Origin of the sequence: Allorhizocola rhizosphaerae (assembly GCF_003426775.1) — a bacterium.
GTDB classification, from domain to species: domain Bacteria; phylum Actinomycetota; class Actinomycetes; order Mycobacteriales; family Micromonosporaceae; genus Allorhizocola; species Allorhizocola rhizosphaerae.
On the sequence record NZ_QJUG01000004.1, the window covers coordinates 20520 to 44403 of the forward strand.

General features: G+C 66.0%; 19 protein-coding genes. 9 read left to right on the forward strand and 10 right to left on the reverse strand.

Annotated features, from left to right (window positions below; translation table 11 throughout):
* Positions 1 to 2: 2 nt before the first annotated feature.
* From DM816_RS01420 to DM816_RS01435, 4 genes are all read right to left on the reverse strand, one after another.
* Positions 3 to 359 (reverse strand): hypothetical protein, encoded by a 357-nt coding sequence (locus DM816_RS01420; RefSeq protein ID WP_117208199.1) that lies wholly within the window; start codon positions 357 to 359, stop codon positions 3 to 5.
* A gap of 125 nt (positions 360 to 484) precedes the next feature.
* Positions 485 to 4018, reverse strand: a complete 3534-nt coding sequence (locus DM816_RS01425) for an NACHT domain-containing protein (protein ID WP_162906996.1) — start codon at positions 4016 to 4018, stop codon at positions 485 to 487.
* Between the two features lie 181 nt (positions 4019 to 4199).
* Positions 4200 to 4907 carry a PIG-L deacetylase family protein gene (locus tag DM816_RS01430; protein WP_117208201.1) on the reverse strand — a complete coding sequence of 236 codons (708 nt, stop codon included), beginning with the start codon at positions 4905 to 4907 and terminating at the stop codon, positions 4200 to 4202.
* Positions 4908 to 5017: 110 nt separating this feature from the next.
* Positions 5018 to 6619: a glycoside hydrolase family 10-like protein gene (locus tag DM816_RS01435; RefSeq protein WP_117208202.1), complete on the reverse strand. Its 1602-nt coding sequence runs from the start codon at positions 6617 to 6619 to the stop codon at positions 5018 to 5020.
* A gap of 84 nt (positions 6620 to 6703) precedes the next feature.
* On the opposite strand from DM816_RS01435, the gene DM816_RS01440 reads away from it, so the two are divergent.
* From DM816_RS01440 to DM816_RS01465, 6 genes are all read left to right on the forward strand, one after another.
* Positions 6704 to 7636, forward strand: coding sequence for an N-acetylglucosamine kinase (locus DM816_RS01440; RefSeq protein WP_117208203.1), 933 nt, complete (start codon positions 6704 to 6706; stop codon positions 7634 to 7636).
* A 159-nt stretch (positions 7637 to 7795) separates the two neighbouring features.
* Entirely contained in the window at positions 7796 to 9199 is a 1404-nt protein-coding gene (gene ngcE / locus DM816_RS01445; protein ID WP_117208204.1) for an N-acetylglucosamine/diacetylchitobiose ABC transporter substrate-binding protein, read from the forward strand.
* Positions 9196 to 10101, forward strand: a complete 906-nt coding sequence (locus tag DM816_RS01450; RefSeq protein WP_117208205.1) for a carbohydrate ABC transporter permease — start codon at positions 9196 to 9198, stop codon at positions 10099 to 10101. Before ngcE ends, DM816_RS01450 begins: the two co-directional genes overlap by 4 nt.
* A 50-nt stretch (positions 10102 to 10151) precedes the next feature.
* Entirely contained in the window at positions 10152 to 10925 is a 774-nt protein-coding gene (locus DM816_RS01455) for a carbohydrate ABC transporter permease (RefSeq protein ID WP_117208246.1), read from the forward strand.
* A 14-nt stretch (positions 10926 to 10939) separates the two neighbouring features.
* On the forward strand, positions 10940 to 11857 hold the full coding sequence (locus DM816_RS01460; protein ID WP_162906997.1) for a MurR/RpiR family transcriptional regulator: 918 nt from the start codon (positions 10940 to 10942) through the stop codon (positions 11855 to 11857).
* Positions 11858 to 11891: 34 nt separating this feature from the next.
* Complete coding sequence (locus DM816_RS01465; RefSeq protein WP_246001423.1) at positions 11892 to 12725, forward strand: N-acetylmuramic acid 6-phosphate etherase; 834 nt, start codon at positions 11892 to 11894, stop codon at positions 12723 to 12725.
* Positions 12726 to 13239: 514 nt separating this feature from the next.
* On the opposite strand, the gene DM816_RS01470 is transcribed toward DM816_RS01465, so the two are convergent.
* Positions 13240 to 14157: an NADP-dependent oxidoreductase gene (locus tag DM816_RS01470; RefSeq protein ID WP_117208207.1), complete on the reverse strand. Its 918-nt coding sequence runs from the start codon at positions 14155 to 14157 to the stop codon at positions 13240 to 13242.
* A 93-nt stretch (positions 14158 to 14250) separates the two neighbouring features.
* On the opposite strand from DM816_RS01470, the gene DM816_RS01475 reads away from it, so the two are divergent.
* The gene (locus DM816_RS01475) at positions 14251 to 15141 is read left to right on the forward strand and encodes an AraC family transcriptional regulator (RefSeq protein ID WP_117208208.1); all 891 of its coding nucleotides are present in this window, start codon (positions 14251 to 14253) and stop codon (positions 15139 to 15141) included.
* 7 nt (positions 15142 to 15148) lie between these two features.
* Positions 15149 to 17242, forward strand: a complete 2094-nt coding sequence (locus DM816_RS01480) for a transglycosylase domain-containing protein (RefSeq protein WP_117208209.1) — start codon at positions 15149 to 15151, stop codon at positions 17240 to 17242.
* On the opposite strand, the gene DM816_RS01485 is transcribed toward DM816_RS01480, so the two are convergent.
* The 5 genes from DM816_RS01485 to DM816_RS01505 all read right to left on the reverse strand — a co-directional run bounded on the left by DM816_RS01485 (position 17229) and on the right by DM816_RS01505 (position 22385).
* The gene (locus DM816_RS01485) at positions 17229 to 18125 is read right to left on the reverse strand and encodes a PDDEXK family nuclease (RefSeq protein ID WP_117208210.1); all 897 of its coding nucleotides are present in this window, start codon (positions 18123 to 18125) and stop codon (positions 17229 to 17231) included. The two genes, DM816_RS01480 and DM816_RS01485, sit on opposite strands and share 14 nt — an antisense overlap.
* A gap of 79 nt (positions 18126 to 18204) precedes the next feature.
* A complete protein-coding gene (locus tag DM816_RS01490) occupies positions 18205 to 19026 on the reverse strand; it encodes a carbohydrate ABC transporter permease (RefSeq protein WP_117208211.1) in 822 nt (273 codons plus the stop codon).
* A gap of 95 nt (positions 19027 to 19121) precedes the next feature.
* Positions 19122 to 20036, reverse strand: a complete 915-nt coding sequence (locus DM816_RS01495; protein ID WP_117208212.1) for a carbohydrate ABC transporter permease — start codon at positions 20034 to 20036, stop codon at positions 19122 to 19124.
* On the reverse strand, positions 20020 to 21327 hold the full coding sequence (locus DM816_RS01500) for an ABC transporter substrate-binding protein (protein WP_117208213.1): 1308 nt from the start codon (positions 21325 to 21327) through the stop codon (positions 20020 to 20022). The genes DM816_RS01495 and DM816_RS01500 overlap by 17 nt, the downstream gene beginning before the upstream one ends.
* Before the next feature lie 71 nt (positions 21328 to 21398).
* Positions 21399 to 22385, reverse strand: coding sequence for a LacI family DNA-binding transcriptional regulator (locus DM816_RS01505; RefSeq protein ID WP_117208214.1), 987 nt, complete (start codon positions 22383 to 22385; stop codon positions 21399 to 21401).
* Positions 22386 to 22569: 184 nt separating this feature from the next.
* Between DM816_RS01505 and DM816_RS01510 the strand changes: the two genes are divergently transcribed.
* Positions 22570 to 23880, forward strand: coding sequence for a Gfo/Idh/MocA family protein (locus DM816_RS01510; RefSeq protein WP_117208215.1), 1311 nt, complete (start codon positions 22570 to 22572; stop codon positions 23878 to 23880).
* Positions 23881 to 23884 lie beyond the last annotated feature (4 nt).

Here is a 23884-nt window from a genome sequence, read left to right on the forward strand (position 1 = left end):
GGTCAGCCCGCATCCATGCCGGGATCGTCCGCCGCCCGATCGAGGGTCTCACTGGCGTTGGTGTCGGCCGTGCGATAGTTATGGATCATTGTTTGGATCTTTTCGACGAAGCGCGCGTTGTCGTGGGCGTGTTGCTGCGCCACTCCGGCCGCCTGCGCATATCCGTCAGCCAGGCTCGACCGGGCAGCGTGGACCTCGCCACTGGCCGAGCCGGATCCAAAGTGGATGGTGACGTCGTCGACCTCGCGCAGGAACGCGGACAGCCCCAACAGCAGGCTTTTCTCGTTGTGCAGGGCCAGCTCGTCGGCGAAAAGCTGAAGCTCTGCCAGCTGAGCCGACTGGGTCTCAGGGTCAACCACGGCGATGCTCCGAACTTAGTTATTGAGGGATTGTTGGGACAGTAACAGGGACCGTCATTCAGAGCTGCGGTAAGGGTCGCCATATGCCTGGCCACCAGCGGTTGCGACGGAGTGTCAGGTTGGCCCTACCGTCCGGAATGGATGATGGCACCCGCGACTTCAAGAGATTCGATGACGAGCGGATCGAGGCCGCAGTCTCGCGAAATCCGTGCACCCTTGACATCGGGGTTGAGCGAAGTCCGGCTGGCGAAGGATCCATCGGCCAACGACCGTCGCGCCACCTCGCCGGATCTTTCTACGGAAACAAGGGTTTCGCCGTCTGGGTGCATGGCAAGGTGTGCGACCCGGGTGGCTGTGGGCACTGTCCACAGTCGCTCACCGTCCACGGAGTGGGCGGTGATCTCTTGGGAGAGCCCGACTGCCGTCAGTTGGCGTTCTGCACTGTGGGCCGCAGCCACATGTTTGCGTAAGCGGTCCGTCACCACGATGGGCACTCCGCCGACGTAAAGGTATGTTTCCTCTACATCGTCCGAGGATGCGATGACCACCCCGCCAATGTGCCAGAAAAGAGTTGATCGACGCTCGTCGATCGGCAGTGGGCCGTGTTTCATCCAGTCGCTGGCCGTCTCGTCGCGTGTGTAAAGGACGGCGGCGGACGCGTCGAGGCAATAGACGCCCGAGGAAGTTCTGCCAACGTCGAGACGATCTTCGGTCGGTCGCGGCAGCGTAGTGATCAAACTGAGCGTCCGCAGGTCGAAAATGGACATTGGCTCACTGTGGCTTCCCATACAGAGGATTGCCGGCTTGCCCGCCCATTGGATGAGCATGGCCCGTGATCCCGAGCTGATCTCGGCTGTGCTGGCGTTTTCGATGTTCAGTATCGAAGTCCCGCCGGAACCGGTCACAAGTATCCGTTCTCGATCGAGGATATGCATAGAGCGGAACCTTTGGAGCGGCGGGATAGGTATGTCCACGGGGGCATCGGTCCTGAAGTGCCCCTCCGGCCAGACCTTCATGCTGTGTGAAGTGAGCACGGCGATGTCGCCGGTCGGGAGGCAGGCGAGATCTTCGATAGGCATGTCGAAGCCACCCAATGGCCCAATTCCGGAGAGCATCGCTCCCGTCATGTCCGTGTCTCGGCAGCTGCGACCCACAAAGGACACTCCCCGCAGGTCAGCTCGCGCCAACTTCGCGCCATCCAATATGGATGAGACGATTGGGTGAGGTTTGTTCAGGCCGGAGAGATCACAGTCGCTGAGGTCGACGCCGCGCAGGGTGAGATTGCTCAAGCCGATCAGCGTGACCGCGTTGCCGCCCAGCCGCCCGGACGTGCCCGGCTCGGTGTGACGGCTCATCCGTGCTATCTCGGCCAGCCGGTCGCCACGATCGGCGCACGAGGCCATCATGTCTCGGACGAATTCCAGAATGACCGGAGAGGTCGTTTCGGAGCCGAACGTCGGGATCAGGACTTCTGCCTTCTCGGGGGCAAAACGACCCAACGCCGGGAGGCGGCCCGACTCGTCGCGCTCCTGCAGGAAGTACTCCGACCAGCGATAGTCGCCGACCGGCTCGTCATCGTGCTCCGAGCGCATGAGTTGCAGGAACTCCCCGTCCAGCACGCCGAGCTGGGCCGCGATTTTGTACGCGGCGAAGAACTCGATCAATGACTTGTGCGCGGGGGTGTAATCCCCGAAGTTGTTGCGCACCAGGATCGTCTGTGCCCGCATGTCGTGCTGCCAGTGGTCAAGGTCCCGCTCGGTTTGGACCGCAGGTCCGAAGCAGGCGCGCACCCGATCCGGGAAGTCCCGGTAGTTCATGCTCAGGGTGTCGGTGGCGAGCATCTCCCACGAGACCTCGCACAGGAAGTAAACCTTGTCCGCCATCGAGGTGAAGGTCCGTCCCGTGCCGATGTCGCGGCCCATCTTCGTGCGCACCGCGTAGAGGTACACATGCGTCATATCGACGTCGGCGTCGTTGCCTATGTCCGGCAGCGCCTCCAGCACGAGCTCGGACATCACGGGCCTGCGCATCAGATCGCGGATCGCGGGGTTCGTCATGACCCGCTCCACCGTGGCGGCATCGGTCAGCCGATGCTGCAGCACCGACCGGATCTGTTCGTCGTCGAAGGGCTCCACCTCAACGATTTCGAACTGCGGCGTCCGGTCCGCGAGCCGCTCCATCGACGCCTGCACCCGCGCGCCGAGGAGGTCACGCCCGGCATCCGCGTTGGGAAAATGCTCGGTGCGGCAACTGAGCAGCACCTTTGAGCCGGGCTCGATGACCGATGCCAGCTCCCAGAAGTTGTCGGCCATCGCCTGCCGATCGATCCTCGCCGCCATCTCGTCGAACCCGTCGAAGATAATCATCAGTTTGCCGCTGCGATTCAGCTGTTGGAACGCCTCGTACCGGGAAAAGATGTTATGACGGCGGAACAGAAACTGGGACAGCAGCGCGTCCAGCGTGGTGGCCTTGGCGTAGTCGCGCAGCGGGATGACCAGGGGTAGCCGGGGACGCGGCCGGCCCTCCTCCCTCGCCTTGCGCCAGAGCCGGGCCTGCTCCCACGCGAAGCGGAGCGAGAACCACGTCTTGCCGGTGCCGAACTCGCCCAGCAGCGAGAGATGCTCCTTCGACGGGTCGTCCAGCCACGAGCGCACGTATTGCGTCAACCCGCCATCGCGCGCGGGATACCAACTGATGGCCATGACACTGCCGCTGATCGGATCGACCTCGTCCTTGTGGCATGACAGCTCCACATAGTGTTTGTCGATTTCCTGCCGTGCGACCTCGGCGTCGAGCCAGTCGAGGTATCCGTCGAAGTCGACCGCGAGATCGATCAGGGTGTCGAAGGTGAAGGCGTAGAGGCGGTTCCCGCTTTCTTCGGCGGCCGTCCGCGCCGCCGGGCTGATCCGCGACGGCGAGACTGCCCAACCCTCGTCTGCTTCGTGGGTGTCCGTCAATTCCCCAAGGCGGGATAGGTCCACCGCGTTGAGATCGCCGTCCACCCCATACACCACGACGGTGATCCGGTGGTGCAGCGACGGGACCGTCACCAGCCAGCCGAACGCATCCGGATCGGTGACCTCAAGAGTGCGGACGATGCTGTAGTCGACCGCCTTGAACCACTCCCGCATGTCCTGCGCGAGCCTGTCCAGTGGGCTGCCGAGGTGCTCGGGCTGAGGATCGACCCGCTGATGGCCTTTCTCGATGGCGTATTGGATCGCCTCCAACCGGTGCCCTATATTGACTTCCACTGCGGTACGGCTGCGGGCGACCATCTCCTCGAAGACTTCGATGAACCGGTCCATCTCGCGCGGCAGGTTGTAGTCGGGTCGGCCGAACTCTCCGGTCTCCTCGCCGCGCGCCCAAACTTCGGCGGCCGCGGTGCGCAGGTGTTGCCAGTCGCCCGCGCCATACGACTTGATGAAGGCATCCTTGATGATCGAGTCGCCGAAGTAGGCGATCGCCTCCCTGGGCATTCCATAGCAGAAGTCAACCAGGGCGTAGGCGTAGAGGTGCACGACGTCCTGCGGCAGCACGAGCGGATCGAAGCCGAGCTTCTTGCGCAGCCTGATCACCGCCTCGCTGTGCTGTGCCCGGTCGACAATCGGCTGCGCCGCCAGTTTCATCAGCAGGCCAAGCGCCGTACCAAGCAATTCCACAGCCGACATTCCTCCACCGAGACCGCGATTAGCTATATCTACCTACCACGGCCGATATCCCCGGACCATGGCGCTGCGCGTGAGTGAATTCGCCGCGGGATAGCCAAACGCATCACTAGATTTGAGAACGTCGGTGCGTCACCGTCCAAAGGTGGAGGTGACGCCAGGGAAGCACGGCACCTCACTCGGTGCGGATGATGGTGAACAGCTCGGCGAGCCGGCCGTCGGGAGTGGACAGTCGCTCGCGCAGGCGGGCCTCCAGGTCGGTCATGTGCGAAGTCTGGGTGACGTGGGCGCGCAGGGCGGCGAGCTTGCGGTCGAAGGTGTCGGTGACGTCCACGGCGTGGTCGGGGTCGGGGCCGCCGCTGAACCACATCTCGCGCACGGTCCACGGTGGCAGGCCGAGGTCCATGTGGGCGAACTCGTTGCGCGCGTCCGGATAGACCGCGCATGTCGTGGCCTCGCCGACCGCGAGGTGGTCGGGGTGGCTCGGGCCGGAGATGCGTTCCCAGCGGCGTAGCGGCGAGTTGGTGAGGATGCGGTCGGGGCGGAAGCGGCGGATCGCGGCCATGATGTCCTTGCGCAGGGCCAGGCTCGGGGTGACGCTGCCGTCGCTGTAGCCCTCAAGGAATTCGACCTGCTTCACGCCGAGGATCGCCGCCGCGGCGCGCTGCTCGGCCTCGCGGATGACGGGCATCCGGTCACGCGGGGTGTCGTCGAATCCGCCCGAGTCGCCGCGGGTCACCAGCAGGTAGGAGACCTCCAGGCCGTCGTCGACCCAGCGGGCGACCGTGCCGCCGGCGCCAAAATCGACATCGTCGGGGTGGGCGAACACGCAAAGCACGCGCTCGACATCTGGTACCGGCTCGGCCGAAGCAGGAAAGCTCATGACCCCCAACCCTACCTTTCCCGTTGATCATGAACTTATGTCCATCTTCGGCGGTGTGTCGCTTCCGAACATGGACATAAGCTCATGATCAACGGGAAAAGGGTGTGGGGTTAGGCGAAGCGGGGTGGGCTGGGTGGGGATTCGTTCCAGAGGCGGTCGAGGGCGGTGACGAGGTAGTAGTATCGCTCGCCCGCCACGGCTGTCGTGTCGGTGAACGTGGTTTCCGAGCCCGTCCGGCGCACCGTGCCGACGAGGGCTCGCGCGTCGTCGAAGTACGGCAGCTCGTTGGTGGCGAACCGATAAACGGCGTATGAGGTGACTTCACCGAACGGGTAGCCCTGCGCGGTCGGCCGCAGCCTGAGTGTCACGCCGGCTTCCGACCGCGACACCCGCGTGACAACCGGGAACAGCAAGGGTTTCGCGGGCAGGTGCGACATCCGCGGCACGAGGGCCGGCCGGCTGTAGTGGTCGGCGACAAAGCGCGTCGTCGAGCCGATCGGGTCGGCGATGACGATTTTCGCGCGGAAGTGCACGTCGCCGTGCACGTTGTGGTCGTGGTTGAAGGTCAGCTGCTTGCTGATTTCGATCGGGTCGAACCAAGCGGCCGGCTGACCCGCCGCCGCGACCTTGTAGTTGGCATGCCCGATGTAGAGGTGGACATTGGTACCGGAAACGACATCAGACCACCACGGGGTGAGCTTGGCGTAGTCGGCGACAGCGAGCCCGATGTTCCAGTAGATCTGCGGCACGATGTAGTCGATCCACTGCTCCTTGACCCACTTGCGGCTGTCGGCGTAGATCGCGTCGAATGATTGCAGCCCATTGGTTTCCGAGCCCAGCGGGTCGGTGGGCTTGTTGCGCCAGATGCCGAACGGGCTGACGCCGAACTTGACCCACGGCTTGGCCGCCTTGATGCGCTGGCCCATCTCCTGGATCAGCAGGTTGATGTTGTTGCGCCGCCAGTCGTTCTTGTCCGTCCAGCCGGCGCCATACTGCGCGAACGTCGTCGCGTCGTCGAAGTCCTGGCCCGCGGCCGGGTAGGGGTAGAAGTAGTCGTCAAAGTGCACGCCGTCGACGTCGTATTTCTCGACCGCGTCCATCACGGCGTCCTGCACGAACGCGCGCACGGCCGGGATGCCCGGGTTGTAGTAGAGCCGCCCGGCCGCGTGGTTCACCGGGTAGGGCACCGTCCACTCCGGATGGTTGCGCACCGGGTGGTTGGCGGGCAGCTTCGTGATGTCGTTGCCCGCCTCGGTGGCGGACGCGGGCATGCTGATCCGGTACGGGTTGAACCACGCGTGGAATTCGAGGTTGCGCGCGTGTGCCTCGCCGACCAGGAACGCCATCGGGTCCCAGCCGGGGTCCTGCCCGGCCGTGCCGGTCAGATAGCGCGACCACGGCTCCAGCGCGTCGAGCCAGAACGAGTCGGCGGTCGGGCGCACCTGTACGATCACCGCGTTGTGCCTGTTGGCGACCGCGTAGTCGAGCATGGCCACGTATTCGGCCTTCTGCTGGTCGACCGTGCCCACGCTGGGCCAGTCGAGCCGCTGCACCGACGCGATCCACATCGCTCGGAACTGGCGCTTGGGGGTGAAGGGGTTGGGTTCGGGCGGCGTCCCCCATTCCGCGGCGGCCGGAGCGGACCCGACCAGGGGAGTCAATAACGCGGCGGAGCCTGCCGCGAGCAACATAGTTCGACGGGTTGCCTTCATGGTGGAAAGCTTCAACGCCCGTACACTCGCTGTCAATAGTTCACGGGGGTTCACACGCCAGCGTTAATCGCTAACATATCAGGCATGTTGGTGATTGGGGTCGATGTCGGCGGAACCGGTGCGCGCGGCGCCCTCGCCAAAAGCGACTACGCCACGGGCGGCGACGCTGAAGGCGAGGCCAAAGGCGACGACATCGTGGCAACGGCCGAGCTGGCCGGGATCACCGACCGGGCGGACGCCGTCATCGCGCTCGTGCGTGACCTGCTCGCCCAGGCGCACCTGTCCGAAGTGGACGCCGTGGCGATGGGCTCGACCGGGTTCCAGATGCTCGGCGCGACCCTGATGGAGCGGATCCCGCCCAACGTGGCCGCGCAGCGGGTCGTGCTCTGCTCGGACATGCTGACAAGTTACGCGGGTGCGCTCGGGCTTGCGCCGGGCGTCGTGATCGCGGCCGGCACGGGCGCGGTCGCGCTAGGCTCCGACATGCGCGGCACCTGGCGGCGCGTCGACGGCTGGGGCTATCTGCTGGGCGATCACGGCGGCGGGAGCTGGATCGGGCGGCACGGCATGCAGGCCGCGCTGCGTGCGGCCGATGGGCGGCCGGGGGGATCGCGAGCGCTCTACGAAAAGGTGGTGGAGCGGTTTGGAGACCCGGCCAAACTGGTCGCCGAGATCACCGAGCGTGTGGACCGTACCGGATTAATGGCATCTTTTGTCCCAGCAGTCGTCGAGGCGGGCGATCCCGTGGCGCAAGGGATTCTTGCGGAAGCGGGTGGGCATCTGGCCGATACGGCGCTCGCCGCGCTGCCCGAGGGTGCACCGCGTGTCATCGTGACGACGGGCAACCTGTTCCAGATCGGCGGGGTGCTGTGGGAGGCGTTCGTCGAAAGGCTGGGCGACGTGGAGCTACGCAGCGCCAAAGGGTCCGGGGTGGACGGTGCGCTGGCCCTGGCAAAAGCCGCAGTCAACGGACAACTGCCACAAAACGCCCCCAGCCTGGCTTTGTTTTCCGCGTGACGCGTATAGCTGGTGTCGGTGGGTCGTCGGGGCGATGGTCCCCGGATTCGGGTGAAGAATTAACCGTTCAAACCGTTATCTCGTGAACTATTGACGTGGCGGAAAAACCGAGGAAGCATCACGAGCACGATTCTCTGCCACTAAGGACGGAAACCCCTGATGAGTGCACACGAGGTAAGCCGCCGGACCGTGTTGGGCGCGGCGGCCGCGATCGCACCGGCGGTCATGGCCGGCTGTGCGGTCGGCGGCGGTGGCAACACCGAAAAGGTCGAGGGGCAGGCCGACGCCAAGAACCCACTCGGTGTCAAAGATGACGCGCCGCTTGAGGTCGTCATCTTCAACGGCGGCTTCGGCGAGGACTACGCCAAGGCGCACCAGGCCATGTTCAAGGAGAACTTCCCGAAGGTCACGATCACCCACACGGCGGTGACCGAGATCGGCAAGACGCTCCAGCCGCGGTTCATCGACGGCACCCCGCCTGACGTCATCAACAACTCCGGCGCGGGCCAGATCGACCCCGGTTCGCTTGTGGCGCAAGCACAGCTGGCCGACCTCAAGGACCTGCTCGACGCGCCCAGCCTTGACCAGCCGGGCAAGACCGTGCGGCAGACGCTGCTGCCCGGTGCGGTCGAGACCGGCACGTTCGGCGACAAGGTGCATATCCTGAACTACGCCTACACGGTGTACGGGATCTGGTACTCGAAGAAACTCTTCAACGACAAGGGCTGGACCTACCCGAAGACCTGGGACGAGCACATCGCGCTCTGCAAGCAGATCAAGGCCGCAGGCATCGCGCCGTGGACCTACCAGGGCCTGCACCCGCGCTACATGAGCTGGCCGGTGATCTCGACCGCGATCAAGTTCGGTGGCCCGCAGGTCGCGTTGAACATCGACAACCTGGAGCCGGGCGCGTGGACGTCCGAGCCCATGAAGATGGCCGCCGACGCGTGGCACCAGATCGTCAAGGACGGCTACATCCTTGAGGGATCGTCCGGCTTGGACCACAAGCAGTCGCAGACCGAGTGGTCCAAGGGCAAGGCCGTGTTCGTGTCGTCCGGCTCCTGGCTGGAAAACGAGCAGAAGGCCGTGACCCCGGCCGACTTCGACATGGCCGTCGGCCCGACGCCGAGCCTCGGGGCGGGCGACAAGCTGCCGTTCGCGGCCATCCGCGGCACGGCCGGCGAGCCGTTCATCGTGCCGGCCAAGGCCAAAAACGAGCGCGGTGGCAAGGAATACCTGCGCACCATGCTGTCCATGAAGGGCGCCAAGGACTTCACGCAGAAGGTGTCCAGCCTGACCATCGTCGCCGGCTCGGCCGAAGGCGTGCAGCTGCCGCCCGGCCTCAAGTCGTGCGTCGAGGCGCTCAAGGCATCCGGCGACAAGGGCTTCAACTGGGTGTACCCGGTGTACTACCGCAAGCTGGAGCGCAACCTGGTGGACGCGGCCTGCGGTGAGTTCTTCTCGGGGCGCATCGGTCCGCAGGAGTTCCTGGCCAAGTGCCAGAAGGGCGCCGACGAGATCGCCGCCGACACCACGTTCAAGAAGTACAAGCGCAGCGCATGAAACACGGAAAGTACCCGTTGCTGGCAGCATTCCTGCTGCCAGCACTCGGGCTGTACATCTACTTTGTCATCTCGCCGTACGCGCAGGCGTTCTACATCTCCGGCACGGACTGGCTGGGGCTGTCGGACACCTACAACTGGGTGGGCTTCGACAACTTCGTCAGGCTCGCCAAGGATGAATACCTGCGCAACGCCCTGTGGCACAACGCTGTGCTGATGGTCCTGCTGCCGGTCATTACGATCGTGCTCGGGCTGTTCCTGGCGTCGATGCTCAACGTGGGCGGCGGACAGGGCCGGGTCCGCGGGCTGCCCGGATCCGGCCTGTACAAGGTGATTTTCTTCGCGCCGCAGGTGCTTTCGGTCGCGGTGATCGGCGTGCTGTGGAAGGAGCTCTACAACCCGCGCAGTGGGCTGATCAACGGTGGGCTGCGCGCGCTCGGGCTCGACTCGCTGACCAAGACCTGGCTGGGCGACCCGGATGTCGCGTTCTGGGCGGTGCTCGCCGTCATGGTGTGGGCCAACGTCGGCTTCTATGTGGTGCTGTTCGGCGCGGCGATGCAGTCGATCCCGCGCGACATCTACGAGGCGGTCGCCCTCGACGGTGCCAACCGATGGACAGCCCTCTGGCGGATAACCCTTCCGCTCGTGTGGGATACCGTTCAAGTCGCCTGGGTGTACCTTGCCATCCTCGCGCTGGACGGGTTCGCCCTCGTGCAGGTGATGACGCGCGGTGGGCCCAACTTCTCCACCGACGTGGTCGGCCAGCGCATGTATGACGTGGCGTTCGGCGAGTTCAAGTTCGGCGAGGCGTCGGCCATCGGTGTGATCATGTTCTTCCTGACGCTGAGCGTGACCGTGATCGCGCTGCGCCTGTCCCGCCGCGAGAAGGTGGAGTTCTCGTGAGGCTGCTCAAAAACCCGTTCCCGCAGGCGTTTCTGGTCGTCTGGGGGCTGATGACGGCACTGCCGCTGCTGTGGGTGTTCATCAGCTCGTTCAAGGACGACAACGAGATCCTGAGCGATCCGTGGGGCCTGCCGGGCGCGCTGCGGTGGGAAAACTTCGGGCGCGCGTGGACCCATGGACACATTGGACAGTACTTCCTCAACAGCCTGATCGTCCTGTCGGTGTCGCTGACGCTCACCATGCTGCTCGGGTCGACGACCGCGTATGCCTTGGCGCGCTACAAGTTCCCGGGCAACCGGCTCATCTACTTCATGTTCGTCGGCGGGATGATGTTCCCGGTGTTCCTCGCGCTGGTGCCGCTGTTCGCCGTGGTGCGCAACGTCGGGCTGCTCAATACGCTGCCGGGCCTGATGATGGTCTACACCGCCTACTCGCTGCCGTTCACGGTGTTCTTCCTGTCCGCGTTCTTCCGGACCCTGCCGACCGCCGTCGCCGAGGCCGCGATGATCGACGGGTGTGGTCCGTTCTCCCTGTTCTTCCGGGTGATGCTCCCGATGGCCAAGCCCGGCCTGATCAGTGTCGGGATCTTTAACCTGCTCGGCCAGTGGAACCAGTACCTGCTGCCGGTGGTGCTGGTCAGCGACAAGGAAGAAAACTACGTGTTGGCGCAGGGTCTGGCGGCACTGGCGGTCAACGAGGGTTACCGGGGGGACTACTCGCGTCTGTTCGCCGGGCTGACCCTGGCCATCATTCCTGTGCTCATCGTCTACGCCGTATTCCAGCGTCAGGTCCAGTCGGGGCTGACCGCCGGGCAGTTGAAATGAGGGATGTGATGTCGGTGACCACCGAGAGCGACGCCGAGACGCTGATCGTCAGGCTGCGTGGCTTATTACCGACCCTGGCCGAATCCGAGCGGGCCGTGGGGCGGCTCGTGCTCGACCAGCCCGCTGAGATCGCACGGGTGGGCATCTCCGAGCTTGCCCGGCGCGCAGGGACCTCTGCCACCACCGTGACCCGTTTTTGCCGAAGCATTGGTTTGAATGGGTACCAGGAGCTGCGCCTGCTGCTCGCGGTGGCCGGATACAAGCAGGAGGCGGCCGGGCGTCAGCTGCCGATCGGCGCCGAGGCGGAGATCGCGGCAGACGACCCGCTGCCCGCCATCAGCCGCAAGATCGCGCTCGCGTCGCAGCAGGCGATCCAGGACACGTTCGAAACGTTCGACCTGTCGGCCCTGGCACGGGCGGTCGAGAGCATATCGGGGGCGCGCAAGGTCGACATCTACGGCGTGGGCGCCTCGGATGTGGTCGTGCACGATCTGCACCACAAGCTCTCGCACCTGGGCCTGGTAACGGTCGCGTATTCGGATGTGCACCTGTCGCTGGGCTCGGCGGCACACCTGAAGCCGGGTGATGTCGCGATCGGTGTGTCGCACTCGGGCCAGACGCACGAGGTGCTCGACCCGATGCGGGTCGCGGGAGAGCGTGGCGCCACGACCATCGCGGTGACCAACTATCCGCACTCGTCGCTGGCCGAGCAGGTCGACGTGGTGCTCGCCAGCGCCGGGCAGGAGGACGTGCTGTTCCGCACGGGTGCGACCGTGAGCCGGATCGCCCAGCTGTACGTGACCGACTGCCTGTTCGTCGCGCTCGCGCAGTATCGGGGCGAGGAGGCATGGGCCGCGTTCGAGCAGGCCCAGCAGGCGATATCCACACGAACGGGAGTTGATCGTGCACGCAGCGGCCGCCGTACCCACTGAGGAGCGCAATCCGGCATCCATGCACTTGGATGCCATGCCTCTTCCCGACCTGCTGCGCCTCATCAACGAACAGGATGCGACCGTCCCCGGGGCGGTCGCAGCCGTGTTGCCGCAGATCGAGTTGGCCGTCCAGGCCGGGGTGCGCGCGCTGCGCTCCGGCGGGCGGATCCACTACTTCGGCGCCGGCACCTCGGGCCGGGCCGCGTTCGCCGACGCTGCCGAATTGCGGCCCACCTTCAGCCTCGACCCGGACAAGGTCGTGGCGCACGTCGCCGGCGGACTCGAGGCGCTGTGGAGCGCCGTCGAGTCCGCCGAGGACGACGACGCGGCGGGGGAGCGCGATGCCGCGTCGGTGACCTCGCAGGATCTGGTGATCGGCGTGGCGGCGAGCGGGGCGACGCCGTATGTGGCGGGGGCTTTGCGGCAGGCGCGCAAGGTCGGGGCGACCACGGCGCTCATCTCGTCGCACCCGCACGCGCCGCTGGCCGAATACGCGGACATCGACATCGCAGTCAACACCGGGCCGGAGGTCATCACCGGCTCGACCCGGATGAAGGCAGGGACGGCGGCAAAGTTGGTGCTGCACACGTTTTCGACCGCGGTGATGGTCCGGATTGGACGGACCTGGTCCAACCTCATGGTGTGCGCCGTGCCCACCAACGCCAAGCTGCGCCAGCGTGCGGTGCGCACCCTGGTCAGCGCGACCGGGGTCGACCCGGACGTGGCGCAGGCGGCCATCGACGCGGCGGGCCAGGAGTTGCCGGTGGCACTGGTCATGCTGCTGTCCACAGTGGACGCGGCCACCGCCCGCGAAGCGCTGGCGGCGGCGCACGGCGTGGTCGCCGACGCGGTGCGCGCGCTGACCTGATCAAAGGCGCCCAACTGTCCGGTTCATCCGACACGGCGCATCGCTTGCTGCCCAGCGCGTACAAATGGTGCGCTCAATAGGGCGCGCAGGACACCGCGAAAACAAAGGGTGCGCTCAATCCGGCGCGCAGGACACCGCGAAAACATCTGCGCATGGCATTGCTCCTTTGCCGGGGGGAGAGGTGCCGCCGCCCCCGCGGGCAGCGGCACCCGCGGTTCAACGACAGGGCGCGGTGATACCGGGCCTGATCCGTATGCCCCACACCGCTGGCGGCGGGTCCTCCGGTATCCCGATGAAGTATCCCCCGCCGCCGCACAGAACGCGCTGCCCCGGACGCATCGAATCGCGCCAAACGGGCATCAGCAGTGGATCCGCCTCGACGTGGGCTCCAGATCGGGGACTCGCCTGCAGAGCGCCGGGACAAGAACGTGCGCTTACAACAGCCCGGAAATCGTCGTTGGGCTAATCGCCGTCGACTGCGACCTCAGCAACCGCAGACTACGCTGGCATTGACTCAGGGTATGAGCACCAGTTTGCCCCTGACTCGGGCGGTTTCGCTGGTGCGGTGGGCCAGAGCGGCCTCGTGCAGCGGGAAGACCTCCTGCACGTGCACGCGCAACTGGTCGAGCTTGGCGAGAGCTTCGAGGTCGTCGGCCGACGGCGCGACCTGCACCGCCTCGAGACGCACGCCCCTTCGTGAGGCATCCTGATCGGTGACTCCGGGCCGGTCCCAGAGCGTGCTGACGAGAATCCCGCCCGGTGCGAGGGTCGGTAACGATCGGGCGCCGTAGGAGTCGCCGATATTGTCGAGTACCACGTCGACATCGCGCACGGCGTCGGCGAAGTCCACTGTGGAGTAGTCGATGGTCTCGTCGGCGCCCAGCTCGCGCAGGAAGTCGTGATTGGACGCGCGGGCGGTGCCGATGACATGCGCACCAAGCGCTTTGGCGATCTGCACGGCGACGTGACCGACGCCTCCGGCCGCAGCATGGACCAAAACGCGTTGGCCCGGCTTGACCCCGGCGATGTGAACGAGCCCCTGCCATGCCGTGAGCCCGACCGAGGCCAGCCCGGCGGCCTGGACGTGGTCGAGCGTGGCGGGCTTGGCCGCGAGATCCGCCTCGGGCACGCGCGCGTATTCGGCGTAGGCCCGCGCGAAAAACCTCGGCATGCCGAACACCTCATCGCCGGGCTGGAACCGGCTGACGCGCTCGCCCACCGACTCGACGACACCGGACAGGTCGAACCCGGGGATGTGTGGGAGTTCGACCGGAAAAGGCACGGCCCCCGCGCGGATCTTCCAGTCGGCGGGGTTCACGCTCGCGGCACGCACGCGGACGACGACATCGTCGGGCCCTGCCACGGGCGGCACGACTTCGGTGTATTGGAGGACCTCTGGGCCGCCAAGCGCGGTCTGCACAATAGCTTTCACGTGGCCAACCGTAAGGCGGTCCGCATGAGATGTCCAAGCACAATGCGTCCGCGATCCATACCCGATCGTCTCAGCGACGATACGATTGGAGCCGTGGACGTGCTCGGTGACGCGCTTGCCGCCATGCGGTCGGGGCAGCAGCCTGGGTCGACGCGCACCGAGGTGCGTGCGCCTTGGGGCCTGAGCTTCGACAAGATCGCCGGGGCGGCGTTTCACGTGGTGCTGCAAGGCTCGTGCTGGCTCCTGCCGTCGAAAGGCGCGCCGGTCGCGCTCGGGCCGGGCGATGTCGTGTTCCTGCGCGGCGGTGGGCGACACGGGCTGGCCGACGACCCGCGCACACCGCTGAAGGTTTTCGGCGCGGGTGTCCACGACGGCACGGGTGCACAGACCGTATTGCTGTGCGGGGCCTACCATCTCGACCTCGCCCGCCCGCACCCGCTCCTGCAGGATCTGCCCGAAGTGATCCATCTGTCCACTGGGGTCGGGCGGAATGCCCCGCTGCGCGCGGCGGTCGAGTTGCTCGGGCACGAGCTCGACACGGCCGGTGGGGCCGGTGTGCCCGCGCTCGTAGACCTGCTGCTGCTCTACATCCTGCGGGCCTGGTTCGACGACCGGCCCGACTCGGGCGGTTGGGCGCTGGCGCTGCGCGACCCGCCGGTGCGGGCCGCGCTGGAGGCCGTCCATCGGGAGCCGGGCCGGGCGTGGACGGTCGCCGAGCTCGGGCGGTTGGGCGGGCTTTCGCGGGCCACGTTTGCCCGCCGGTTCACCGAGCAGGTCGGCCGGCCGCCGCTGGCCTATCTCACGTGGTGGCGGATGACCGTGGCCGCGCGGCGGCTTCAGGAAAACGACGCACCCGTGGCGGCGGTCGCGACCCGAGCCGGATACACCTCCGAGTTCGCCTTCGCGCGGGCATTCAAGCGCGAATTCGGGATCGCGCCGGGAACATATCGCAAACGCCTGCGGGCAGGGGCGAACCATTTGTAGCGTAAGCATGGTGGGAGAATTCTTCGAACGCATCCCGCAGGTGCTCAGGGCCGGGCTCTTGGCCGGGTTGGTGATGGGGATCGTGCTCGCCCCGCTGGGGATCGCCCTCGGGATGGCAGCCAAGGAGGGCAGCGAAAAGTGGCTGAGCGTGCCCAACAACCTGGCCGACGTGCCGGCCGGACAGACGAGCTACGTCTACGGGGCCGACAATCAGACACTGCTTGCGATGTTCTACGAGGAGCACCGCCGGTACCTCAAAATAAATGAGATACCGCAACATCTTCAGCATGCCGTCATCGCCGCGGAGGATTCGAGATTCTTCCAGCACAACGGCGTCGACGTGAAGGGCATGGCGCGGGCGTTCGTGGCCAACCAGAAGGCCGGTGAGGTGGAGCAGGGCGCATCCACACTGACAATGCAGTATGTGCGGATGGCGCTGCGCGACTCGGCCCGGACTCCAAACGAAGTCATCGAGGCCACCGAGCAGACGACCCGGCGCAAGGTGCGCGAGGTGCGCATCGCCCTGGAGATTGAGAAGAGACTGAGCAAACCCGAGATTCTTGAGCGGTACCTCAACACCGCCTACTTTGGACACCGAGCCTACGGTGTGTTCGCCGCGGCCGAGATCTACCTTTCGAAGGCGCCCGCGCAGGTGACGCTGGCCGAGTCGGCGATGCTCGCCGGTCTGGTCAAGGCGCCAACCGATTACGATCCGGCGGCGCAGGATTCCGCGGCGGCCAAGGACCGGCGCGACTGGGTGCTCACCCAGATGGCCGATCAGAAGCTGGTGACCCCCGAGGAGGCGGAGGCCGCCAAGCGGGAACCGTTGGCACTCAAGGTGTATGACCCGCCGCGCGACTGCGTTGCCGCCCATGACGGCTGGGGATTCTTCTGTGACTTCTTCAAATCGTGGTGGATGCGGCAGGAGGCGTTCGGCGCCAACCCCAATGAGCGTTTGGACAAGCTGTTGCGTAGTGGGTACCGGATAGTCACCACACTGGATCCCGCGATCCAGACGATAGCGCGCAACGAAATCGCCTCCAAGGAGAAGGAGGACAGCGTGTTCGCGCACGGGGTGGTGGCCATCGAGCCAGGCACGGGCAAGGTCAAGGCCATGGCCGTCAACCGGAAGTATTCGGTGGACCAGAGTGGCAACGGCCCGCACACCGACCCGGCCAAGGCCAGTGCCATCCCGGGCAACTACCCGAACACGGTCAACCCGTTGCTCGGCGGCGGCGACATGCCCGGCTATCAGGCCGGCTCGACGTTCAAACTCTTCACACTCGTTGCGGCGCTTGAGGCGGGCATGCCGCTGACGACCAGTTATCATGCGCCGCACCGGTATGTCAGCATCTACCTCAACGATCCCGGCTCGCCGTCGTCGTGTGGCGACCGGTGGTGCCCGGTGAACGCGAATGCGTCGATGACCGGCACGCACACCATGTGGTCCGGCTTCGGCAAGTCCGTCAACACCTACTTCGTGCAGCTGGAACAGGCGGTCGGGGCAGAAAAGGCGGTGCGCATGGCCGAACGGCTGGGCCTGAAGTGGCGCTCGGAGACCGACAAGATGATGGCCTCGCCCGAGCGGGCCGACGGCTGGGGCTCGTTTACCCTGGGCGTGGCCGACACGACCCCGCTGGAGATGGCCAACGCGATCGCGACCGTCGCGGCGGACGGCAAGTATTGCGAGCCGCTCCCGGTCGAGTCCATCACGGCGCAGGACGGCGGGGCGGTGTCGTTCGGAAACAAGTGCCACCAGGCGATCCCCGAGTCTGTCGCGCGTGCGGCCACCGACGCGGCGCGGTGCGTGACCGGATACAAGGCCGCGGGCGGCGACTGCGGCGACTGGTCCACGGCTTCGGGTGTCTATCCTGCGGTCGGCCGGCCGGTCGCGGGCAAGACGGGTACCACCGACGACACCAGGGCGGCCTGGTTCATCGGATTCACCCCGCAGCTCGCGGCCGCCAGCTTCATCGCCGACCCGGACAACCCGTTCAACGTCGTGGGCGACGGGCAGTCCCACAAGCCCATCCAGACCGTCTCCACCGTGTTGCGCGACGGCCTCGCCGGCCAGCCCGCGAAAGACTTCACGTATCCATAGCGCGTCTAAGCTGAGCGACGATGCTTTCGGGATCGGTGCGCAGGAGAAAGGCCGGGAACCGCAGCACCCGGTCGCCCTTGAGCCAGATTTCGTTCTGCCGCAACATATCGGCACCCCAGTGTTCGGCGTCCATGTGGTGCGCTCCGTCGATCTCCAGGTGCAGTTGATGGTCGTGCCAATAGGCATCCAGATAACGCATCCGTCCGCTGGCGTCGCGCCGCCACACCTGCCGATCCGGCTCGGGCAGCCCGTGCCTGCGGCACAGCACGGCAAACTCTATCTCTGGTATGGAAGTCGCGCCGCCCTCGGCGTAGTTGGCCGTCTCGCGCACCAGGTGGCGGCGCTTGGCTCTGGGCTGCTCCGCGATGGCGCGCAGGATCTCGCCGGGTGTCGCCCGCCGCTGCTGGCACGCCGCCGCCACGATGAGTTGCGCCTCCTTGTCGCTGCGCGCCCACTGTGCCGCATCGACAACGCTTCGCGCCATCGTGGTCCTCGCTGGAGCGCCAATCCGTTTGGGAGATTTGGCCGTGCGATGCACCCTAATCTGAGGCATGTCTCTGAGCAGGAGCTTCGGCTTGCGACGGACGCCGCCGGGAACGAGGAGGTCGACGACCTCCTGGGTTTCGAGCCGCAGGCCGCCTTCTCGCGCGGCCGCCAGCCCCGCGAGGACGGCCCCTTCCCCGATGCCCAGCACAGCCACCCAATGCTTCTGCCGGGTGGTGAGCTGCCCGCCAGTGGTGACGAAGACTCCCTGCGAGGCACGGCGCCATCGCTCCTTCGCCACTTGGTGCGCGACATGGCTGCGGCTCGTGTGCGTCACTGCCTGTTGGTAGGTAACGACTCCCGACTGGAGCACGAGGAGGTGTTCCCACTGCTTTGTCACGCCCGCAGTCTCGCGCCCGGGTACGACAGTCAATCTTGGAAGGTTTTACACGCTATAGCGTGTAAAACCTTCCAAGATCTCAGCCCTTCAATCCGGTCGTGTTGATGCCTTGCACGAGCATGCGCTGGAAGGCCACGAAGAACGCGAAGACCGGGAGCAGAGACAGGACAGACATGGCGAACATCGGGCCCAACGACGTTTGGCCGGTGCTATCAAGGAAGTTGCGCAAGGCAACCGGCACGGTGATGTTTTCCAGGTCGTTCAGATAGATGAGTTGCGTGAAGAAGTCGTTCCACGTCCAGATGAACGAGAAGATGGCGCTTGTCACCAGGGCTGGGCGGGACAGCGGGAGGATTATCTTCAGGAAGACCTGATAGGGACCGGCTCCGTCGATGCGCGCCGCGTCGTCGAGCTCACGCGGGATGCCGCGCATGAACTGGACCATCAGGAAGATGAAGAACGCCTCCGTGGCAAGCAGTTTGGGCACGATCAGCGGCGCCGTGGTGTCGATCCAGTCGAACGCCTTGAACAGGATGTACTGCGGGACGATCAGCACGTGCCCCGGCAGGAGCAGCGTGCCGATCATCGCGGCGAAATACAGCCCGCGCCCGCGAAAACGTAGCCTCGCGAATGCGTAGGCCGCGAGCAGACACGACGCGCAGTTGGCCAAAACCGTGAGTCCCGCGATGACCGTGGAGTTCCAGAAGAAGGTGCCGAACCCGACGTCCATGCTCGACCATCCGGCCGGATAGTGCGCCGTTGTCGCGTTTCCCGGCCACAGGCTCACGCTGCCGACGATTTCGTCGTCGGGCTTGAACGACGTGCTGACCATCCACAGCAGTGGATACAACACCAGCGCCATCAACCCAAGCAGGATAAGCAGTCTCACGAAGTGTCTCATGGCATTTCCTCCCCTGCTCGGCCGGACGCGTGGCTGCTGCAGCGCATCACGGCCCGCCGGCGAGCTGGGCTGGCGTGTTTGGAGCAAACTTCCGCTCATTGGCCGTCTCCGTAATGGACCCAGAACTTGCCGGTCGAGAAAAGCGTGGCCGTGATGAGGGCGATCGCGATCAGGAAGACCCACGCCATGGCGGAGGCGTAGCCCATTTCGTAGTCGGTGAAGCCGGACTGATACAGGTAAAGCGTGTACATCAGCGTCGAGTCGACGGGCCCACCGGTACCTCCGGACACCACGTATGCCGAGGTGAACCCCTGGAAGCCGTTGATGGTCTCCAGCACGAGGTTGAAGAAGATAACGGGAGACAGACCCGGCAGGGTGATGTGCCAGAAGGAGCGCCACTTGGTGGCGCCGTCTACCGCCGCCGCCTCGTAGAGCTCGTTGGGCACCTGCTTGAGGCCCGCCAGGAAGATGACCATCGGCGCGCCGAACTGCCAGATGGCAAGCACGACAAGGGTTTCCAGTGCCCAGTCGGGCTCGTTGATCCAGTTAAGCCCTTCTATGCCGAACAGCGCAAGGAATGCGTTGACCGCGCCGTCCTTCGACCACATCGCCCGCCACACCAGCGCGAGCGCGACACTGCCGCCCAGCAGCGACGGCAGGTAGAACAGTCCACGGAAGATGCCGGTGCCGCGGCGCTCCTTGTTGAGCAGCAGGGCGACGCCGAGCGCCGCGGCGAGTTTGAGGGGCACGGCCACCAGGGCGAATATCACGGTCACGCCCACCGCGTCCAAGTAGTGCGGATCGTCGGCGAACATGCGCGTGTAGTTGTCGAAGCCCACCCATTCCAGCTCCGACCAATCCGACAGCAGGTCGTAGTTGGTGAAGCTGAGCACGAGCGAGCCGAGCATGGGGATCGCAGTGATCCCCATGAGCCCGAGCAGCCAGGGCGACAGGAAGACGTATCCTGCTATGCCCTCTTTGCGGTTGGCCGGATTACTTGAGCGCGGCATCGGCTTCCTTGAGGAACGCTTCCGCCGCCTCGGCGGACGTGGCTTTGCCGTACTGGACGCTCTCGGCGTGGGTGGTGAGCAGCTGCCGCACCTTGACGTGGCCCTTGGGCGGCACGGGCGGCGCTTGCCCGAACTTCGACGCCAGGTCGGTTTCGAAGGCGAACGCCTCCTTCGTGACCTTGTCGGTGAGCCCGTCGGCCACGCCCTTGCGCACGTCCATGTTGGACGACAGGCCGCGGTCGGCGCCCCACAGCTTGCCCACCTCGGGCGAGTTGACCAGGAAGTTGATCACGTCGACCGCCCGGTCCTTGCGCTCGCTAGACCGCGCGACCGAGAAGTACATCGCGGCCCGCGCCCACTGGCCCTTCGGGTCACCGGGGTAGGCGACCACACCGAGCGTGCGCTTGGTCAGCTTCTGCGTGTCGGACAGCTGGTTGGCCCACAGGAACGACGTCGCGGCCTTCCCGGTCACCACGAGTTGCTTCGTGACGTCACCGGCGTTGGCCTCGTGGATGATGTCGGCGGTCGGCGCCGCCTTGCGGTCGCGGGCGCCCTTCCACAGGTCGAACCACTTGATCAGATCCTCTTTGGACACTGCCATGGCCTTCTTGCCGTACAGCTCCTTGCCCTGCTGGCGCAGCCACACCCACAGCGCCTTGTAGTCGGCGCTGGGGTCCATGGTGCCAAGGACCTTGCCACCCGACTTGGTGTAGACCTGCTCGCCCCAGGCGATCAGCTCTTCCCAGCTCATGCCGGTCTTGGGCTCGGGCACGCCGAGCTCCTGGCACAGCTGCTTGTCGTAGATCATGCCCGGGGTGTTCTCACCCGTGGGCACGCCCGCGAGCTTGCCGTCGACCTCCGCGTACTTCCAGAGGCTCTCGGGGAACTTGCTGACGTCGAGCTTGTTCTTTTCCTTGTACGAGGTGAGGTCCAGCGTCACGTTGCGCTCGGCGTATTCGCTCAGCGCGCCATCGTCGATCTGGAAGATGTCAGGCGCGTTGCCACCCGCGGCGAGCGTCGCGAGCTTGTCGTAGTACCCCTGGTTGCCCTGCCAGGTGGTCTTGAACGTCACGAACGGATACTTCGCCGTGTAGAGCTTGAGCGCCTCCTCGGTCGCCTTGGCCCGTGATTCGGAGCCCCACCAGAACACGGAGAGCTCCACCGGCGCGGTGGACTCCGGCTCGGGCTGGTTGCCGCTGTCGGTCCCGCAGGCCGCGAGGACCGGCAGGGACAGCGCGCCCAGTAACAGGGTCCGCCGGCTAGTAACGTGTGACGATGCGGCACGGTGCATGGGTCGCTCCTTGAGTCGTGTTATCGGCCGCTGCCCCGGGGCCGGCACCGCAGATGCCGGCCCCGGGATCCTTAGATATTCGTTGGGGCCGGTCCGGAAGAGTTCCGGATGACCAGCTCGGTTTGCAGCGTGACGAGCGCGGTGGTGCGGCGGTCGTCACCGTGGGCGAGCAGCATGTCGACGGCTGCCCGTCCGGCGGCCGCCGTGGGGGTGGCCACCGTGGTCAATGTGGGCCGGGTGCGCCGGCTCAGCGCGGTGTCGTCGATCCCGACGACGCTGATCTGCGTGGGCACGGCCACCCCGGCCGAGTCGAGCCCGTCGATGAGCCCGACGGCCATCAGGTCGTTGTAGGCCAGCACGGCGGTCGCTCCGGTGCGGATGACGGCCTCGGCCTGGCCCGAGCCGCCCTCCTCGTTCGGCGGGTTGGGCCCCAAAACCGTGAGCTCCACCGACGCGGTCCGGGCCGTGAGCGTCGCCGAGCGGCGGATCTCGCGGTTGGTCCACGAGCCGCGGGGCCCGCCCAGCAGTGCTATATGGGTGTGGCCGAGCCCGACGAGGTGCTCGATGGCCAGCCGTGCCCCCTGCGCGTGGTCCATCACGACGGCGGGCAGCCCGGGGACCGGGCGGTTGACGACGACCAGCGGAACGTCGCGGGAGAGCCGCTCGATCTGCGTGTTGCTCATGCGGGGGCTGCACAGCAGCACCCCGTCGACCTGTTTGGCCAGCGCCAGCACCAACTCCTCCTCGACGTTGGCGTCTTCGTTGGTGTCGGCGATGAACAGGTGGTAATCCCTTCCCCTGGCGTGTGTCTCGGCCGCTTTGATCAGGGGTGGGAAGAACGGGTTGGCGATGTCGGCGACGATCAGGCCGATGTTGTGCGTGCGCCCCGTGATGAGCGCCCGTGCCGCTCGGTTCGGCCGGTATCCCAACTGCTCGGCGCAGTCCAGAACCCTTGCGCGCGTGGATGGGTTGACCAGGTGCGGCGCGCTGAAGGTGCGCGACACCGTGGAGACATGCACGCCGCTGACCTTGGCGACGTCGCGGATGGTGGCCGGCACGGTGGCCCTCCTTCGCGAATCCGTCGTGCTCCCCGTCGTGTGATGCATGCCATTAATGCAAACGGTTGCGATGATGTCAACGCTCTCAGGTTTCGATCCGATGACGACCGGGCCTCTTGCGGGCACTTTTTCTACGGCAAAATGGGACATTTGCGGGTAGGGGATTGACGCGCGACCCCCGGCGATGGTTAGTTCTGGTGCAAACGTTTGTAGAAGGCGGGTAGAAGTGCGGTACGCGATCGTTGGTACCGGGGCGCGAGCCCAGATGTGGGCGCGCGAGCTGAGCCGCCACGGTGAACTGGTGGCGCTGGCCGACACCAACCCGGCCCGGGTCGCGGTGCTCCAAAAGTCTTATCCCGCGCCGGGTTACGACGCCGCGGACGTGCCGGCGATGCTGGCCAAGGAGCGGATCGACCTGCTCGTCGTGTGCACGGTCGACGCCACGCACGACGAATACATCGTGGCGGGGCTCGAAGCGGGCTGCGACGTGGTGACTGAGAAACCCATGACCACCGACGCCGACAAGTGCCGGCGGATCCTTGACGCGCAACGGCGCACGGGCAAGCGGGTGACGGTCGGGTTCAACTACCGCTTCCATCCGGTGCACCAACAGGTGCGTGAGCTGTTGCCACGCATCGGCGAGATCGGGTCGGTGCATTTCGAGTGGGTGCTCGACGTGCGCCACGGCGCCGACTACTTCCGGCGCTGGCACCGTGACAAGGCCAACTCCGGCGGGCTGCTTGTGCACAAGTCGACCCACCACTTCGACCTCGTCAACTGGTGGCTCGGCGCCTCGCCCGAGACCGTGACGGCCTACGGCCGTCTGTTCTTCTACGGCGACGAGGCCGGGAAGCGGCACGGCTACGCGCGCGACTACGAGCGGGCGCACGGCTCACCCGCGGCCGCGGACGATCCGTTCGCCCTGCAGCTGAGCGAAAACGACGGGCTGCGCGAGCTTTATCTGGAGGCGGAGGCGCACGACGGCTATCACCGCGATCAGAACGTGTTCGGCGCCGGAGTGTCCATTGAGGACGATATGGCGGTGCTGGTGCGCTACAACACCGGCGCCACGATGTCCTACCACCTGACGGCCTATTCGCCGTGGGAGGGCTATCGGATCGCGTTCAACGGCAGCCGCGGGCGCATCGAGCTGGACATGGTCGAGTCGGATCACGTGGCGCCGAGGGTGGCGGGCCAGGTGAAGGGGCACAGTGCGGCGCTGCACGGTGTCGAGGCCGCCCGCGAGCAGGGCGGCGTGAGCCTGCGCCTGCGCGAGTTCTGGCAGCCGCCGCAGGACGTGCCGGTCGCACCCTTCGAAAGAGAAGGGCACGGCGGCGCCGACGCACGCATGATCGATGCGCTGTTGACCGACGGGCCGTCGGCATTGGATGGTGCACGGTCGCTGTTGACCGGGTTGGCAGCCAACGAATCGATGGCTACGGAGAGGTCGGTGCGTGCCCGCGACCTTCTCGACCTGAGCGAGTGGGAGAGATGACAGG

What these genes read in the sequence shown, in the direction of transcription:
- DM816_RS01430 (WP_117208201.1), bottom strand. Translation starts at nt 4,907, where the DNA reads ATGAGCTTTCCTGCTTCGGCCGAGCCGGTACCAGATGTCGAGCGCGTG.
- DM816_RS01435 (WP_117208202.1), bottom strand. Translation starts at nt 6,619, where the DNA reads ATGAAGGCAACCCGTCGAACTATGTTGCTCGCGGCAGGCTCCGCCGCG.
- DM816_RS01440 (WP_117208203.1), top strand. Translation starts at nt 6,704, where the DNA reads ATGTTGGTGATTGGGGTCGATGTCGGCGGAACCGGTGCGCGCGGCGCC.
- ngcE (WP_117208204.1), top strand. Translation starts at nt 7,796, where the DNA reads ATGAGTGCACACGAGGTAAGCCGCCGGACCGTGTTGGGCGCGGCGGCC.
- DM816_RS01450 (WP_117208205.1), top strand. Translation starts at nt 9,196, where the DNA reads ATGAAACACGGAAAGTACCCGTTGCTGGCAGCATTCCTGCTGCCAGCA.
- DM816_RS01455 (WP_117208246.1), top strand. Translation starts at nt 10,152, where the DNA reads ATGACGGCACTGCCGCTGCTGTGGGTGTTCATCAGCTCGTTCAAGGAC.
- DM816_RS01465 (WP_246001423.1), top strand. Translation starts at nt 11,892, where the DNA reads ATGCCTCTTCCCGACCTGCTGCGCCTCATCAACGAACAGGATGCGACC.
- DM816_RS01480 (WP_117208209.1), top strand. Translation starts at nt 15,149, where the DNA reads ATGGTGGGAGAATTCTTCGAACGCATCCCGCAGGTGCTCAGGGCCGGG.
- DM816_RS01490 (WP_117208211.1), bottom strand. Translation starts at nt 19,026, where the DNA reads ATGAGACACTTCGTGAGACTGCTTATCCTGCTTGGGTTGATGGCGCTG.
- DM816_RS01495 (WP_117208212.1), bottom strand. Translation starts at nt 20,036, where the DNA reads ATGCCGCGCTCAAGTAATCCGGCCAACCGCAAAGAGGGCATAGCAGGA.
- DM816_RS01500 (WP_117208213.1), bottom strand. Translation starts at nt 21,327, where the DNA reads ATGCACCGTGCCGCATCGTCACACGTTACTAGCCGGCGGACCCTGTTA.
- DM816_RS01510 (WP_117208215.1), top strand. Translation starts at nt 22,570, where the DNA reads ATGGTTAGTTCTGGTGCAAACGTTTGTAGAAGGCGGGTAGAAGTGCGG.